The sequence below is a fragment of the Nocardiopsis terrae genome, from assembly GCF_014651695.1.
Classification (GTDB): Bacteria; Actinomycetota; Actinomycetes; order Streptosporangiales; family Streptosporangiaceae; genus Nocardiopsis; species Nocardiopsis terrae.
The window spans coordinates 600808-617452 of record NZ_BMXJ01000001.1 but is presented as its reverse complement, the minus strand read 5'-3'; the positions used below and the strand labels follow the sequence as shown (position 1 = coordinate 617452).

The window sequence follows — 16645 nt, the reverse complement described above, 5'->3', positions numbered from 1 at the left end:
CCCGAGGTCGGGTGGGCCGTGGGGACGGGAGGGGTTCCAGGGCCCTCGCCAGCACCCCGTCGTCGCACCTAGTGTCGTTTCCGACGACGCGTCACCGTCTCGAGGACCCGTACCGGTGTGCGTTCGTGGACACGGCGCACCGGAACGTGTCGACACCCCCCTGACCCCGGGCAGTACGACGAGGGCACCGCCGCGTACCCGGGTCGGCCCGAGTCCGGTAGAACCAAGGAGCGACAGCCGATGACCGTGACCGTCGAACCGACAGACGGGGGCAGGCCCCCCGCCCCCGCCCCGGGCCGCGCCGCCGTACCGGTGCGCACCTCGCCCCGGCCGGGCGGGGGACGCGACCGCTTCCTCGACGCCCTGCGCCTGTTCGTCATGGTCCTGGTGGTCGCCCAGCACTGGTGGTTGCCGGTACTGACCGTGCAGTCCGAGGGCGAACTCGCCGCGGGCAGCGTCCTGAGCACCCCGGGCGGCTTCGCGCTGACCTGGGTCTCGCAGGTCATGCCGCTGATCTTCTTCGTGGGCGGTGCCGCGAACCTGATCAGCTGGCGTTCGGCCTCGGCCCGCGGGGAGTCCGCCTCGGTCTGGTGGGCCAAGCGGCTGCGGAGGCTGGCGTGGCCGGTGGTTCCCCTCGCGGTGGTGTGGATCCTCGCCTGCCACCTGCTGGTGCTGGCCGGGGCCCCCGAGCAGCCGGTGCTGGTCGGTGCGGGCGCCGCGGGCATGGTGCTGTGGTTCCTGGCCACGTACGTGCTGGTGGTCGTGGCCACGCCGCTGCTGGCGGCCGCGCAGGACCGGTTCGGCTGGTGGGTCCCGGCCGGCCTGCTGACCGGTGCCGTGCTCGTCGACCTGGCCCGGTACGCGTCCGGTGTGGACGCCTTCGGCTTCCTCAACGTGGCGTTCGTCTGGCTGGCCGTGCACCAGCTCGGCTTCCGTTACGCGACGGGGGCGATCCGCCGCTCCCACGCGGCGTGGTTCGCCGGTGCCGGTGCCGTCGCCGCCGTGGTCCTGGTGGCCGCGGGGCCCTACTCGCTGAACATGACCGGCGTGTTCGCCGCCGAGAACTCGAACGTGGCCCCGCCGACCCTGGTGCTGGCCGCGGTGGGCGCGGTACAGGTCGGGGTCGCGATGCTGCTCCGGGACCGGATCGCCGCGTGGACGGACCGTTCCGGACCGGCGAGGATGCTGGACAGGGTCTCGCCGCAGCTGATGACGGTGTACCTGTGGCACATGCTCCCGATCAGCGTGGTCGCGGGGGTCCTGGTGTACGGCCTGGGCGTCGACACGCCCGAGCCGATGACCGGGCTGTGGCTGCTGTGGGGCGTGCTCGGTGTGGCGGTCCTGCTGCCGCTGATCCTTCCGCTGGCGCACTGGGCGGTGCGGTTCGAGGAGCCGCCGAAGGTCCTGGGCGGCGACCCCGGGACGGTGCGCGCGCTGGTCGCCGCGGCGCTGATCGGCGGGGGCCTGCTGGCGCTGACGGTGGCCGGGCTGGGCTTCGGTCTGGCCCCGGTGCTGGGCCTGGTGGCCGTGGTGTCCGGGCTGCTGCTGACCGCTGCCCCGCGCGTACCCGGCGCGGCCGGGGCGCGTCCCCGCCCGTGGGCATGGCAGCGTTGACGGTCCTCCTGGGGCCGGGCCCCGCCACGGCGGCCGAACCGGTTCCCGGTCCGGCCCGGCCGCACGGCCTGTCGCCGTCGGCGGGGCGGAGCGCTTCGGGTAGACCGGTGGCATGAACCCCGGAAACATCGCCTACGACCGGTGGGGCAGCGGCCGGCCGGTGATCCTCCTGCACGGGCTCGGCGACCGCCGACAGAGCTGGCGGGCCGTGGCTCCCCGCCTGACCGGTGACTACGAGGTCGTCGCCGTGGACCTGCCGGGGTTCGGCGAGTCCCCGGCCCCGGATCGGAGCGAGTCCTACGACGTGGCCAGCCTCGTGCGGGTGGTGCGGGAGTTCTGTGAACTCCACGGTTTCGAGCGCCCGCACCTGGCGGGCAACTCCCTGGGCGGTTCCATCGCCCTGGAACTGGGGGTCCAGGGGGTCGCCGGTTCGGTGACGGTGTTCTCCCCGGCCGGTTTCTCCGACAGGTTCGCCCGCTGGGGCATGCGCACGGCCGGCCTGGCGGCCAACCTCGCCGCCCGCGTCCCCCTGACGGTCCGGGAGCGGCTCGCCGACACCCCGCCCGCACGGGCCGCCGCACGCAGGGCCCTGCGCGGCGACCCCGCGTCCCCCGGGGCCAGGACCGCCCGGTTCGGCGTCCGGGAGCTCGAACCCGGCGGCTCCTACGTGCGGCTGGTGCCCCGTATCGCCGACTACGACTTCACGGCGCGCCCGATCCCCTGCCCGGTCACCGTCGCCTGGGGCGACCGGGACCGGATGCTGCCGCCCTCCGGCGCCGGGCACGCGCACCGGCGGATACCCGGGGCGCGAATGGTGTCGCTGATCGGGGCCGGGCACATCCCGATGGCCGACGACCCCCTCGCCGTCTCCGGACACATCCGCTGGACCTGTCGTGCCGGGGACCGGGTCCTCAGCCCCTCGCGGGTTCGATCCTGACGGAGTCCAGGTAGCACCAGGCCCAGTCCTCGCCGGGTTCCACGGAGGTCACGACCGGGTGGCCGACCCCCTCTGCGTGGGCGGTCGCGTGCCTGCCGGGGGAGTCGTCGCAGCAGCCCACGAAACCGCAGTGGGCGCACAGGCGCAGGTGGACCCAGTCGTGCCTGCCCTGGCGCAGGCACTCGGTGCACCCGGGGCTCTTCGGCAGGACGGGCTGGAGGTTCTCGGTGTGCACGCAGGAGGAGGCCGGGTCCGGGGTGAAGAGGGACATGACGGTGGGGTCGGGGCGCTTCACCCCGGTGCGGCCGATGCCGAGCAGGTCCAGGACCGTGTGGCCCAGCGGTTCGGTCACCGCGCGCTGGGTGTCCACCACCCGGTCGGCGTGCGCCTCGTACAGGCCGGGGACGTCCGGGGTGTCCACGGGGCGCACCACGATCGGGACCCCGGGGGCGACCCCGCCCAGGATGTGTGCGATGTGGGTGGCCTCCTCCGCCGTGTTCTCGGCGACCACGATCAGCTTCACCCGGTCCATGTCGATCTCGTGCAGGACGCTCGTCTTGGTCACCTCCCCGCGGACGACGGTGTGCCCCTCGGCCTCGGCCTGGGCCGCCAGGTCCGGGTTGAGGGTCGTCACCGTCACCGGGACGTCGTTGGACCGCAGGTAGGAGGACAGGTGCCGGGCCACCTGGCCCCAGCCGGAGACCAGGACGCGGTCCCGGGTGTCGCCGGTTTCCGGTGCGCTCCGGTCGGCCGCCGGGGCGGGCCGCCCGCCCACCCGCTTGGCCAGGCGCTCGCCGAGCGCGCCGAGCGCGGGCGTGGCGGTCATGAGGACGACCGTGACGGCCACGAGCAACTGGTCGCCGTCGGCGCCCATCCCGGCGGGGCTCAGCCCGTACTCGGCGCCCACCTGTTGGAGGACGAAGGAGAACTCGCCGATCTGGGCGAGGAGGAAGGCCGCTCCCACCGCTGTCGGCGCTCCGACCCGCAGGACGGAGACCGCCGCGTAGGCGGTCACCACCTTGACGACCACGACGGCGAGGGCGGCCAGCAGGACCATCCACCACAGCTGGGCCAGCACGGCGACGTCGAGCAGCATGCCGATGGACACGAAGAAGACGGCGCTGAAGATCATCTGGAGCGGCATGATCTCGCTCAGCGCGTGGGCGCTGTGCCGCGACTCGCTCAGCACCATCCCGGCGAGGAAGGCCCCCAGCGCGTCACTGACCCCGGCCAGCGAGGTCAGGTAGGCCACGCCCAGGGCGATGGCCACGATGGACAGCAGGAAGATCTCGGGGGAGCACAGGCGCGCCACCCGCTCCAGCAGCGGGGGCATCACCTTGCGGGCGATGACGATCACGGCGGTCAGGACCAGGGCCGCGGTGCCCAGGGCCCGGACGATGCCCCACACACCCTCGCTCTGGCCGCCCAGGATCGGGATCAGCAGGACCATCACGATGATGGCGAGGTCCTGGAGGATGAGGGCGCCCACCGAGGCCTGGCCCACCGGCTGCTGGGTGGCCCCCTTCGCCGCGATCACCTTCAGCACGATCGCGGTGGAGGAGAGGGCGACGAGGAACCCGGTGAAGACGCCGACCCGCCAGTCGACCCCGAACACCGTGCACAGGGCGGTCACGACGGCGGTGGTCAGCAGGACCTGGAGGGTGCCGCCGCCGAGCACGAACCTCTTGATCTTGGCGAGGCGTTCGACGGAGAACTCCACGCCGATGGTGAACAGGAGCAGCATGACACCGATCTCGGCCGCCGCCTCCACCTGGCTCTCGTCCGCGACCACCCCCAGTTGGTGCGGGCCGATCAGGACGCCCGCGAGGAGGAACCCGACGATGGGGACGACCTTCAACCGGACGAAGAGCGCCCCGATGAGCCCCGCGGTGACGAGCAGGGCCACGATGGGGCCTAGGTACACGGGGGTCTCCCCCGCAGCGAGCATCACTGTCTGCCTCCTGGGCGTTCCTGGCGGTGTGGGCGCCCCGACTCGGTGGCCGCTCGGACGCGGGCGCCTCCGGGGCGGCCCGGACAGACGTAACCACTGGACGAGGCGGCGCCGCAACCGGGCGGGGCCCGCCTTCGCGCCGGTCAACGGCGCACCTCGGCCTTCCCCGGAGGGTCGGGCACGGGATACGGTTACGCGCGCAACGACTCCCGAGGAGGCACTGGTTTGACCGCATCGACACACCCGGTACCGGGCGATCCCGCCTGGCTGCGGGCTCAGGAGGGGCATCTGGTCGAGTTCGCCGCGGGGGCCGCCGTCCCCGACGGGTTCGGCTGGCTGGACGCCCGGGGCGAGGTGGAGCCCGACCGCCCGACCGAGACCTGGATCACCGCGCGCATGACGCACGTGTTCTCCCTCGCGCACCTGCGCGGCGACGCCGGGGCGGCGAAGCTCGCCGACCACGGTCTGGCCGCCCTCTCCGGGCCGCTGCGCGACGCCGACCTGGGCGGATGGTTCGACCAGGTGCCGGAGGGGGCTGGCGCGAACGAGCTTCGGGAGCGCTCCCATAAAGCTGGGGGCAAGCGTCCGGACAAGTCCGCCTACCCGCACGCGTTCGTCGTCCTCGCCGCGTCCTCCGCCGTCCTCGCCGATCGCCCCGGCGCGCGCGGACTGCTCGACGAGGCCCTGCGCGTGGTCGACGAGCACTTCTGGGAGGAGGAGGCGGCCTGCGTCCGGGAGAGCTGGGACGCGGACTGGAGCGCGACCGAGCCCTACCGGGGGGCCAACAGCGCCATGCACTGCGTCGAGGCGTTCCTCGCGGCGGCCGACGCCACCGGGGACGCCCTCTGGACCCGCAGGGCCCTGGCCGTCGCCGAACGCCTGGTGCACGGGGTGGCCGCCGCGCACGACTGGCGCCTGCCCGAACACTTCACCCCGGACTGGAAGCCGCTTCCGGACTACAACCGGGACCGCCCCGACCACCCGTTCCGGCCGTTCGGCAGCACCACCGGCCACCTCCTGGAGTGGGCCCGTCTCCTCGTCCACCTCGAACTCGCACTGGAGCGCGCGGGGGAGAGCGCCCCGGACTGGCTGCTCGGCGACGCCGAACTCCTCTTCGCCAACGCCGTCCGCCGCGGTTGGGCGGTCGACGGAGCGGAGGGGTTCGCCTACACCCTGGACTGGCAGGACCGGCCGGTCGTGCGCCAGCGCATGCACTGGGTGGTGGCCGAGGCCACCATGACCGCGTGGACGCTGGCCCGGCGCACCGGGGACGAGGCCTACACCGGGCACTACGACCGCTGGTGGTCCTACGCGGACCGGTTCCACGTGGACCGCGAACACGGCAGCTGGCGGCACGAACTCGACCCGGCCAACCAGCCCTCGGGGTCGGTGTGGGCGGGCAAACCGGACGTCTACCACGCCTACCAGGCCGCGCTCCTGCCCCAGGTCGGACTCGCGGGCTCCATCGCGGCGGCCCTGCCCGCCGCGCGTCAGAACGGAGAGACGGCATGAGCGCCGGATCGGCCCGACTCGTCGTGGTCGGGGAGAACGTCATGGACCTGCTGCCCACCGGGCACGGGCCCGGCATCCTACGTGCGGCCCCCGGGGGAGGCCCGGCCAACACGGCGGTGGCCGCGGCACGGCTGGGCCTGCCCACCCGGTTGCTCGCCCGGATCGGCTCCGACGGTTTCGGCGGCCTCATCCGCGACCGCCTCCTGGCCGAGGGGCTGGACCCCTCCGGTCTGGTCACCGCGCCGGAGCCGTCGGCGCTGGCCCTGGCCACGCTGGCCGCGGACGGTTCGGCCCGCTACGACTTCCGGATGGACGACGCGGCGGACTGGCGGTGGGGCCCGGGAGAACTACCGGAGTCCCTGGGCGACGGGGTCAGGGCCGTGCACGCGGCTTCGATCGCCCTGTTCCGGGAACCCGGGGCCTCCCGGATCGGGGCGCTGCTGCGGCGCGAACACGACCGGGGGCGGGTGACCGTCACCCTCGACCCCAACATCCGGCAGGACGTGGTCGGCGATCCGGACGCCGCCCGCGCCCTGGCCCTGCACCACGCCGCCCACGCGCACGTGGTCAAGGCCAGCGACGAGGACCTCGACTTCCTCTACCCGGGGCGCACGCCCGCGGAGGCCGCGCAGGCCCTCGCCGCTCTCGGTCCGGCACTGGTCGTGGTCACCCTCGGCGGGGACGGTGCCCTGGCCCTCTCCCACGGGGTGACGGCCTCGGTCACCGTTCCGCAGGTGGAGGTCGTGGACACGGTGGGGGCCGGCGACTCCTTCATGGGCGCCCTGCTCCACCGCCTGGACCTGGACGGACGGCTGGGATCCGACCCCCGGAGCCGCCTGACCGGCCTCACCGGGGCCGCTCTGGCGGACCTGCTGTCCTACGCGGCCGCGGTGGCCGCGCACACGGTCACCAGGGAGGGCGCCGACCCGCCCACCGCGGCGGAGCTGGCCGCGGGGCCGGTCCGGGGCGGTTAGCTCCGGGGCGCTGGGCGCCGGGGCGGACGGCGCTCACCGCAGCCCCTCACCGGTCTGGGCGACGAGGTGGTCCACCACGTCGCTCATCCGCTCCCTGCGCGCGTAGGCCGAGCGCTGGCGGGCCGCGCCCGACCCGGCGGTCAGGACCCGGTCGAGCAGGGAGGACACCAGGTCGGTGTCGCCGGTGAGGGCCAGGCCGGGTAAGGCGGCCCTGCGGATCCGCTCCATCGCGGCGCTCGCGGTCAGGGCCTCGCCGGTCAGCGGGTCGGGCACGACGCCCTCCAGGCCGTCCCTGGCCGCGCGCCACACGGCGGCCCGCAGGGTCTGGCCGCTGAGCTCGGGGGCGGGAACGCCGTGCCGCACGTCGGCCAGGGCCCGGGCGGCGAGCCCCCGGGTGAGGGTGGCGAAGAGCAGGGCCTCCTCGGCGGTGGCGGCCACGTCGCCGACCCGGACCTCCAGGGTGGGCAGGTGGTCGGAGAGGCGGATGTCCCAGTAGACCATGTGCCGGTCCAGGATCGCCCCGCTGGCGGCCAGCCCCCGGACCGCGCGTTCGTGTCCGGTGAGGGTGCGCAGCAGGGGCGGCGGACCGGCGGACGGGAGGCGGTTCCAGGAGACGGTCCGCCAGCTGGCGTGGCCGGTGTCCCGGCCGGACTGGAAGGGCGAGTTCGCGGAGAGGGCGACGAGGAAGGGAAGCCACCGGCGGAGGTGGTCGCTGACGGCCACGGCGGTGGACCGGTCGGGGATGCCGACGTGCACGTGGCAGCCGCACACCACGTGGGCGTCGCGCAGTGCGCCGAAGTAGGCGGCGATGTCGGCGTAGCGGCGGCCTTTGCTGACCGCGGCCGCGCCGGGGTCGCCGAGGACGGCGGTGCCGGTGGCGGCCACGGCCAGTCCCGCGTCGCCGGCGGCTCGGCGGAGTTCGCCCCGTGCGCTCTCCAGGAAGGCGCGGGCGTCTTCGGCGGTGGTGCACACGGGGCTGTTGGCCTCCACCTGGGCGCCGGTGAACTCACCGCACAGGTGGGCTCCGAGGACCCGGGTGCGGGCCAGGACGTCGGGGGCCCGCGAGAGGATGCGGCGCGTGCGCGGGTCCACGACGAAGAACTCCTCCTCCACACCGAACGTGAGGGGTCGGTTCGCGGTGCCGACGGGGACGGTGCTCTCGTCCGCTGTCAGGGAGCAGTTCTCCATGCGGGTCCTCCGGCTGTCCGATCCAGTGCGTCCCGCACTGGATATCCCGTGCGGGACGGCCGGGACAGTGTCCCCAGGAGGACAAAAAGCTATCCGGAGGGCTGTATGTACGGTTTGCCGGTTTCGCGGGTGAGGTGTTGCACGCACGTAACGTCTTGATAACTGGGGTGAGGCCGGATGGCGGGCCGTCAGGGGTGTTCGCCGGAGGTTCGGTGGTGACCGGGGTCACTCCCCCGGGAGCCGGAAGCGCAGGTGGATACCGGGTTCCGCGCCCTCGGCGCCTCTGGCGGCGGGTGTCCCGAGGGCTCCGGAGTCCCACCGCGCGAGTACCGTGTGCGACTCCGTGCGGGTATCGGTGAAACGACCAGTGTGACCATAGAGACCTGCCGTAACAGGGGCGAGCTGTGCGAATGTGATCAACGTGACAGAAAGGTACGCGGAGCACCCGAGAGTACGCCTCCGGGGCCGGAACGCCGAACAACGGATCCTCGCTGACGCCCTGGGCGACGCGAGGTCCGGCCGAGGCGCGTCCGTACTCCTCACGGGCGCTCCGGGCCACGGCAAGACCGTCCTCATCGATGACGCCCGCAACACCGCAGGTGATTTCACCGTCCTGCACGTGGCCGGGGTCGCTGACGAGGCGGACTTCGCCCTCTCCGGACTCCAGCGCCTCCTCCGTCCCGTCGAACCCGCGCTCGACCGGCTTTCCGCGCCTCGGCGGGACCTCCTCCGTGAGGCCCTCACCCGCGGCGGCGTCGCCGACACCGACCGGTTCGCGCTCTACACCTCCCTGCTCGAACTCCTCTCCCTGATCGGAGCCGAGCAGCCCCTCCTGCTGTGCGTGGACGACGCCGACCTGCTCGACGGCGCCTCCCTCGACGCCCTGGCCTTCGTCGCCCGGCGGCTCACCGGAACCCACGTCGCCGCCGTGTTCGCCGCCTGCGCCGGGCGCGGCAAGCCCGTCGGCCCCCGGCGGACCGGCGCCCCGGAGGGGGTCGGCCGCGGCGAGGGCGCCGACACGGCCCTGGTCCCGGGGGTCACCGAACACGTGCTCGCCCCCCTGGAGGACCGTGCGGTGCACGACGTCCTCACCGACCGGGCCCCCGCCCACCTGGCCTCCTCGGTCCGCGCCGCACTGGTCCTCGCCGCCCACGGCAACCCCGCCGCGGTCCTCGGCTTCCTGTCGGCCCTGACCACGGAGCAGGTCCAGGGCGACCGGCCCCTGCCCGACCCGCTGCCCCTCACCTCCCGTCTGCGCTCGGCCCAGCTCGCCCCCTACCGGGAGCTTCCCGAGGAGACGCGGCGGATCCTCCTGCTCGCGGCGCTGGCCGCCGAACCCCGGGTCCACCGGCTGCTCGACGCCGCGGGCGGGCCCGGCACGTCCGTCGCGACCCTGGAGCCGGCTGAGGAACGCGGCCTGGTCCGGGTGGACGGGGACGCCGTGGTCTTCGTCGACCCCCTCCTGCGGAAGGCCATCGCCCAGGGCACCCCGGCCGGTCGGCTGCGCGAAGCCCACCGCGCCCTGGCCGGGGTGACCGACCGCGAGTACTCGCCGGTCGAGTTCGCCCGGCACACCGTCTGCGGAGCCGACGCCCCCGACGCCGTGCTCGCCGACGACGTGGCCTCCGCCGCCCGGCGCGCCAAGCGCCTGGAAGGTCCGCTTCCGGCCTCGCACACCAACGAGCGCGCCGCCGCGCTCACCCCCGACCCCGACGAACGCACCTGCCGTCTGGCCACCGCCTCCTACGAGGCCTACGTCGCCGGCGACTCCGCCCGCGCAGCCCGCCTGCTCGGCCAGGCCCGGCCGCTCGCGGTCTCGGACCGGCGCCGGGCCACCGTCGCCCTCATCGAGGCCGAGTTCGACATGCGGGACTGCAACGCGATCGACGCGGCGGAACGGCTGTACCAGGTGGGCCGCGACCTCGTCCCGCACGACCGGAACCTGGCCCTGCGCGCTCTGGTGCGGTCGGCGGACAGCGCCTCCTACGCGGGCGATCCGGTCCGCCACAGGAAGGCGTCGGATCTCGCCGTCCCCCTGGTCAGGCCGGACGACTCGGCCTCGATGCGGCTGATAGCGGCCTACCTGGAGGGGTGCACGGTCTCCTTCCGGGGCGACTACGTGAACTCGACCCCGCTGCTGCGCGAGGCCGTCCGGCTCTCGAACGAGATGAACGAGCCCTCGGAGATGGTGTGGGCGGGCATCTGCGGTCTGCGTCTGGCCGACACGCCCTACGTCCGCACCATCACCGCCCGCGCTGTGGAGGCCGCCCGCTCCCGCGGCGAGCACTCGTTCGTCCCCTCGGCCCTGGCCTTCCTCGTCTTCTCCGAGTTCTGGAGCGGACGCTTCCCCTCGGCCGCCGGGACCGCGCTGACCGGCCTGCGCTCCTCCCGCGAGTCCGGACAGTCCATCTGGGCGACCCAGCACCTGGCCTCGCTGGCGATGATCGCCGCCATCCAGGGCGACGTCGACACCTGCCGGATCCGGGCGCGGGCGGTCACCGCCCAGGCCGGGGAGAACAGCCTCGGCCTGCCCGCCGCCCTGGCCGCCTGGGCCCTGGCGGTCCTGGAGCTCTCGCGGGGCAACGCGGCCGAGGCCTTCTTCCGGTTGCGCTCCCTGGTGCACGCCGGCCCCGGGCACGGCCACCCCACCATGCGCCTGCTCACCGCCCCGCACTTCGTGGAGGCCGCGGTCCGCATGGGTGAGACCGAGTGGGCGAGCGCCTCCCAGGCCGGATACCGTGGCTGGGCCGACGCCGTGGACAGTCCGAGCGCGCTGGCCCTGGCCGCGCGCGGGGACGCCCTGCTCGCGACGGGCGACGAGGCGGCGGACCACTTCGAGACCGCGCTGGCCCTGCACCGGGCCTGCGGAGACGACGACGTCGAACACGCACGCACCCAGTTGCTCTTCGGCGCCTTCCTGCGTCGGGCCCGCCTACCCGGACGGGCCCGGGAGCACCTGTACGACGCGCTGGAGACCTTCGAGCGCTTCGGTGCCCGGCTGTGGGTCCGACAGACCCGCGCCGAGCTGCGCGCCATCGGTACCGCCGAGCGCAGCCCCGAGCCCCCCGCGACCGGGGAGCTCACCGCCCAACAGCAGCAGATCGCCCGGCTGGTGGCCGAGGGCGCGACCAACCGCGAGGTGGCCGCGCACATGTTCATCAGCCCCCGCACCGTGGAGCACCACCTGCGGGGCATCTTCCGCAAGCTCAACATCAGGTCCCGGGTGGACCTGGCCCGTCTTCTGAACTGAACCACCCCGGGGCCGGCCGCGACGAGGCGGACGGCGCCCCTTCATACCAACAGGGTCATACCAACTGGTCGGTACGGGTTCTCTGGTCGAAACCGAGAGAAAGGCAGTCATGACAACGACCGCACCGGAACATCTCCTGAGAGCGGACGGGGTGACCGTGCGCTTCGGAGGGCTCACGGCGCTCGACGACGTCGGACTCCAGGTCGAGCCGGGCTCCGTCGTCGGCCTCATCGGCCCCAACGGAGCCGGCAAGACGACCCTCTTCAACGTCCTGTCCGGGGTGCTGCGCCCCACCGGCGGAACCATCTCCTGGAAGGGGGCGCCGCCGCCCGGAAAGCGGACGCACCACCTGGCCAGGGCCGGGATCGCCCGCACCTTCCAGGGCCTCAACCTCTTCCCGATGATGTCCGTCCTGGGGAACGTCATGGTCGGCGCCGACCGCCTCGCCAGGGGCGGCGCGTTCTCCCTCATCAGCGGCCTGGGCAGGCACCACCGCGAGGAGCGCGAACTCAGGGAGCGCGCCATGGCCGCCCTGGAACGCTTCGGGGTCGCCGAGCACGCCCTCCGCCTGCCCGGCACCCTCCCCTACGGCGTGCAGAAGCAGGTCGCCCTCGCCCGGGCCTGTGTCGGCGAACCCGAACTCCTGCTCCTGGACGAACCCGCCAGCGGGCTCTCCGGCCAGCAGATGGACACCCTCGCCAAGCAGATCCGCGGCTTCAGTCAGGACATGGCGGTCGTCCTCGTCGAACACCACATGGACCTGGTCATGGAGGTCTGCGACCACATCGTGGTCCTCAACTTCGGCAAGGTCATCGCCTCCGGAACCCCCTCGCAGGTCCGGGCCGACCCCGCCGTCACCCAGGCCTACCTGGGCACACCCGCCTCCGAAGAAGCCTCGGGAGGCGGCCGAGCCGCCGTCGAACCCACGCACGGCAACGGGAACGGAGCCGCCGGATGAGCGACGCACCGCTGAACAGCACCCCGCAGACCGGCGAGACGCTCCTGAGCGTGGAGGGCCTCAGCGCCTCCTACGGCGCGGTCCGCGCCCTCGACGAGGTCAGCCTGAACGTGCCCGAACGCGGCCTGTGCGCCGTCCTCGGCGCCAACGGCGCGGGCAAGACCACCCTGCTGCGCACCCTCACCGGCCTGCACCGGGCGACTTCGGGGAAGGTCCGGCTGGCGGGTGAGGACATCACCCGGCTGCCCACCGAGAAGGTCATCACCCGGGGCCTCGCCCACGTTCCCGAGGGCGGCGGCGTGATCATCGAGCTCACCGTGGAGGAGAACCTGCGCCTGGGCGCCCTGTGGCGCTCCGACCGGCGCGACCGCACCACGCTCGACGAGGTCATGGACCTCTTCCCGCCCCTGGTGGAACGCCGGTCCAGGCCCGCCGGAACCCTCTCCGGAGGTGAGCGCCAGATGCTCGCCATCGGCCGCGCGCTCATGGCCAGGCCCAAGGTGCTGCTCCTCGACGAGCCCTCGCTCGGTCTCGCGCCGCTGATCACCAAACAGATCTTCAGCCTGCTGCGCGACCTGCGCGACCGGACCGGCCTCACCGTCGTCCTCGTCGAGCAGAACGCCGCCGGGGCCCTGTCCGTCACCGACCACGGCTTCGTCCTCAACCAGGGACGCGTCGCCGCGGAGGGGCCCTCCGACGGACTCCTGGCCGACGACCGTACGCGCCACGCCTACCTCGGCTTCTGAGGGAGACCCATGAACTACTTCATCACCCTGACCCTCAACGGGTTGGCGTCCGGGGCGGCCTACGCGGCACTGGCGCTGGCCCTGGTCATCATCTACCAGGCCACACGGCTGGTGAACTTCGCCCAGCCGGCCCTCGCCCTGCTGTCGGTCTACGCCGCCTACACGGTCACCCAGCTCACCGGCTCCTACTGGATCGGCTTCGCCGCCGCCCTCGGAACGGGTCTGCTCGTCGGCGCGTTCGTGGAACGCGTGGTCGTGCGGCCCATCGCCCGCACCTCCCAGCTCAACGCCATCATCGTCACCCTCGGCCTCCTCCTGGTGGTCCAGGGCGGGGTCGGCATGATCTGGGGCAACGAACAGCACAGCTTCGGCTACGCGTTCAGCTACGTGGGCCGCTTCGCCCCCTCGGACGTGTTCGCGCTGGTGTCCGTGGGCATCGCCGCCCTGCTGCTGTTCGCCCTGTACCGGTTCACCCCGCTCGGGCTGCGGATGCGCGCCGCCGCCTTCCACCCCGAGGCCGCCCGGCTCAGCGGAGTGAAGGTCGGCATGATGCTCACCGCGGGCTGGGGCATCGCCTCCCTCATCGGCGCCCTCGCGGGCATGCTCGCCGGGCCGCCGTTCATCTCGCCGAACGTCTTCGACGTCGTGTTCGTCTTCGGTATCACCGCGGCGGTGGTCGGCGGACTGGACAACCCCTTCGGCGCCGTCATCGGCGGCCTGCTCATCGGCCTCGGCATGTCCTACGTGTCCGGTTACGTCGGACCCGAACTGGCGACCCTGACCGCTCTCGCCATCGTCGTCATCGTCCTGAGCGTGCGCCCCGACGGCATCCTGTCCCGACCGACCGCGCGAAAGGTGTAGCCAGTCATGACCTCGCCCACCACACAGCGCGAAGAGCGCCCCGCCGCCTCCGGCGCCGGAACGACCCCGCCCCGGACCCCGGGCACCTCCCGCTGGGGAGCGCTGCCCCTGCCCGCCCGCCACCTGCTGCTGGCCGCCCTCGGGCTCGCCGCCGTGACCGGACTGCTGTTCGCCACCGGCGACCTCACCGCCCTGCGGATCGCCGCGGTGGGGTACACGATGCTCGCCATCGCGGGCCTTCAACTGCTCGTCGGCGGCTCCGGCCAGGTCTCCCTCGGCCACGGCGCGTTCATGATGATCGGCGCCTACTCGATGGCCCTGCTCGTCCTGCACCAGCCGACACTGCCGATCGTCGCCAACCTCGGCATCATCGTCCTGGTCTCGATCGTGGCGGGTGTCGCGGTCGGCGCCGCCACCGCGCGCCTGCACGGCCCCTACCTGGCCGGCGCCACCCTCATCCTCGCCGTCGGACTGCCCGGGCTCACGCACCGCTACCACGACTTCCTCGGCGGCAGCAACGGTCTGAACATCCGCACCGCCGGAGTCCCGCCCTTCCTCGACGGCCTCGTGACCACCAGCGAGTGGCGGACCCTGGTCGTGTGGACCACGGTCGTCGTCGGCCTGGCCCTGCTCGCCACCGTCTCCGCCGGCCGGCTCGGCCGCCGGATGCGCGCCATCCGCGACGACGAGACCGCCGCCTCGATGGCGGGCATCCCCGTCGGCAAGACCAAGGTGGTGGCCTTCGTGATCGCCTCCGCCGCCGGCGGTCTGGCCGGAGGGCTCCAGGCCTACGTGCTCGGTACCGTCACCCCGAGCAGCTTCACCCTGGTGCTCTCGCTGACCCTGCTCGCGGCCCTGGTCCTCGGCGGCATCGGCAGCCTGTGGGGCGCCCTCTGGGCCTCGGTCGCCATCGTCTACCTGGAGATCTGGGCCACCGACCTGGCCCGCTCCCTGAACATGACCCGCGACGCCGAGAACAACCTGCCGATCGTGTTCTTCGGCATCGTTCTCATCCTCGTCCTGCGCTTCTGGCCCCTGGGCGTCCACGGGGCCCTCCAGAACCTCAGAGCCCGTCTCCGAGCCCGCAGCAACTCCTCTTGACCCCCTAGTAAAGGAGAAGACCATGCGTACACGCAGTGGAACCCGGGCCCTTCTGGCCTCCGGGCTGGCCCTGGTCATGCTGGCCACCGCCTGCACCGGTGCCGGCGAGGTCACCGACGGCGCCGACGCCGACCTGGACATCGCTCCGGGTGTCACCGACGACAGCGTCGTCATCGGCTCCCACCAGCCCCTGACCGGGCCCGCGGCGCCCGGCTACCTGGCGGTCTCCCAGGGGGCGGCCGCCGTGTTCGACTACGTCAACGCCCAGGGCGGTGTGAACGGCCGGGAGATCGACTACCGGGTCGAGGACGACGCCTACGACCCGTCCCAGACCATCGACGTCACCCGCCAGCTGGTCATCGAGGACGAGATCTTCGCGATGGTGGGCGGCCTGGGCACACCCACCCACAGCGGTGTCCTCGACTACCTCAACGAGGAGGGCGTCCCCGACGTCTTCCCGTCCTCAGGCGCACTGGCCTGGAACAACACCGAGGAGCACCCGCTCACCTACGGGTGGCAGACCGACTACACCAAGGAAGCGAAGATCCAGGGCGAGTACATCGCCGAGAACTTCCCCGACCAGAACGTCGGCTACCTGTACCAGAACGACGACATCGGTGAGGACTCCCAGGCGGGTCTCGACCAGTACCTCAGCGACGCGGTCGTGGCCCGTGAGCACTACGAGTCGGAGGTCCCCGACCTCAGCTCGCAGATCGCGGAGATGGAGAACTCCGGAGCGGAGGTGGTCGTCTGCTCCTGCATCCCCACCTTCACCGCGCTCGCCATGCTCGAAGCCGCCCGGATCGGCTACGAGCCCCAGTGGGTGGTCTCCAGCATCGGCGGTGACACCGCGACGCTGCAGGCGCTGCTGGCCGAGTTCACCGAGGGTTCCGACGCCGAGGACGTCCCGGCCGACGCCTTCCTCGACGAAATGCTGATCACGAGCTACATGCCGCGGGTTGAGGACGAGGAGGACGACTGGGGACAGTTCTTCATCGCGATCTACGACGAGTACGGCGACGGCGACGGCGCTGCCCTCACCAACACGCACATCTTCGGCATGACCCAGGCCGTCATGTTCGCCCAGGTTCTGAAGTCCGCGGGTGAGGACCTCACCCGGCAGGCCCTGATCGACGCCCTGGAGACGCAGGAGTGGCAGGGGCCCGGCTACACGCCGTTCTCCTCCAGCGAGGGTGACCACGGCGGGCACCAGGGCGTGTACGTCGTCCAGTACGAGGCGGGCGGCAACATCGAGATGGTCCAGGAGGCCCGGGTGACTGACCGCGAGGGCGGCCCCATCGAGGAGACCGACTTCGAGCGGCTCTCCCCGGAGGAGCTCCCCTTCCACGACTAGAAGGGTCACGACTGACACGGTCACGACCGGCCGGTCACGACCCCGCCGGTGTCCGAAGGGCGTGGCGGAGCACGAGAGGAACGGCGGCCCGGAGGGATCCCCTCCGGGCCGCCGCCGTGTGCGTGGCCGTGACGGGCGGCCCCCGGCCTCGGGGCCGGCTGGGTGTCCGTCGTGCGGGAACCCCGCCCTGCCGGGGCTC

Annotated in this window: 12 protein-coding genes; 10 read left to right on the top strand and 2 right to left on the bottom strand. The window is 73.0% G+C overall.

Annotated elements, in window-relative coordinates; genetic code table 11:
* Window positions 1-240: 240 nt before the first annotated feature.
* Both IE195_RS02920 and IE195_RS02915 read left to right on the top strand, forming a co-directional pair.
* Window positions 241-1614: an acyltransferase family protein gene (locus tag IE195_RS02920; RefSeq protein WP_191267783.1), complete on the top strand. Its 1374-nt coding sequence runs from the start codon at window positions 241-243 to the stop codon at window positions 1612-1614.
* Between the two features lie 112 nt (window positions 1615-1726).
* Window positions 1727-2551, top strand: coding sequence for an alpha/beta fold hydrolase (locus IE195_RS02915; RefSeq protein ID WP_191267782.1), 825 nt, complete (start codon window positions 1727-1729; stop codon window positions 2549-2551).
* On the opposite strand, the gene IE195_RS02910 is transcribed toward IE195_RS02915, so the two are convergent.
* A complete protein-coding gene (locus IE195_RS02910; protein ID WP_229826058.1) occupies window positions 2526-4475 on the bottom strand; it encodes a cation:proton antiporter domain-containing protein in 1950 nt (649 codons plus the stop codon). The genes IE195_RS02915 and IE195_RS02910 overlap by 26 nt on opposite strands.
* Before the next feature lie 252 nt (window positions 4476-4727).
* On the opposite strand from IE195_RS02910, the gene IE195_RS02905 reads away from it, so the two are divergent.
* A complete protein-coding gene (locus IE195_RS02905; RefSeq protein WP_191267780.1) occupies window positions 4728-6014 on the top strand; it encodes an AGE family epimerase/isomerase in 1287 nt (428 codons plus the stop codon).
* Complete coding sequence (locus IE195_RS02900; RefSeq protein ID WP_191267779.1) at window positions 6011-6988, top strand: PfkB family carbohydrate kinase; 978 nt, start codon at window positions 6011-6013, stop codon at window positions 6986-6988. Before IE195_RS02905 ends, IE195_RS02900 begins: the two co-directional genes overlap by 4 nt.
* 33 nt (window positions 6989-7021) lie before the next feature.
* On the opposite strand, the gene IE195_RS02895 is transcribed toward IE195_RS02900, so the two are convergent.
* Window positions 7022-8176 carry a carboxylate-amine ligase gene (locus IE195_RS02895; protein ID WP_191267778.1) on the bottom strand — a complete coding sequence of 385 codons (1155 nt, stop codon included), beginning with the start codon at window positions 8174-8176 and terminating at the stop codon, window positions 7022-7024.
* Between the two features lie 421 nt (window positions 8177-8597).
* On the opposite strand from IE195_RS02895, the gene IE195_RS02890 reads away from it, so the two are divergent.
* From IE195_RS02890 to IE195_RS02865, 6 genes are all read left to right on the top strand, one after another.
* Complete coding sequence (locus tag IE195_RS02890) at window positions 8598-11426, top strand: helix-turn-helix transcriptional regulator (RefSeq protein WP_229826057.1); 2829 nt, start codon at window positions 8598-8600, stop codon at window positions 11424-11426.
* 109 nt (window positions 11427-11535) lie between these two features.
* Entirely contained in the window at window positions 11536-12384 is an 849-nt protein-coding gene (locus IE195_RS02885) for an ABC transporter ATP-binding protein (RefSeq protein WP_191267776.1), read from the top strand.
* On the top strand, window positions 12381-13130 hold the full coding sequence (locus IE195_RS02880) for an ABC transporter ATP-binding protein (protein ID WP_191267775.1): 750 nt from the start codon (window positions 12381-12383) through the stop codon (window positions 13128-13130). Before IE195_RS02885 ends, IE195_RS02880 begins: the two co-directional genes overlap by 4 nt.
* A 9-nt stretch (window positions 13131-13139) precedes the next feature.
* Window positions 13140-13991, top strand: coding sequence for a branched-chain amino acid ABC transporter permease (locus IE195_RS02875; protein ID WP_191267774.1), 852 nt, complete (start codon window positions 13140-13142; stop codon window positions 13989-13991).
* A 6-nt stretch (window positions 13992-13997) separates the two neighbouring features.
* Window positions 13998-15092, top strand: coding sequence for a branched-chain amino acid ABC transporter permease (locus tag IE195_RS02870; protein ID WP_191267773.1), 1095 nt, complete (start codon window positions 13998-14000; stop codon window positions 15090-15092).
* Window positions 15093-15114: 22 nt separating this feature from the next.
* Window positions 15115-16446, top strand: coding sequence for an ABC transporter substrate-binding protein (locus tag IE195_RS02865; protein WP_191267772.1), 1332 nt, complete (start codon window positions 15115-15117; stop codon window positions 16444-16446).
* The last annotated feature ends 199 nt before the right edge of the window (window positions 16447-16645 follow it).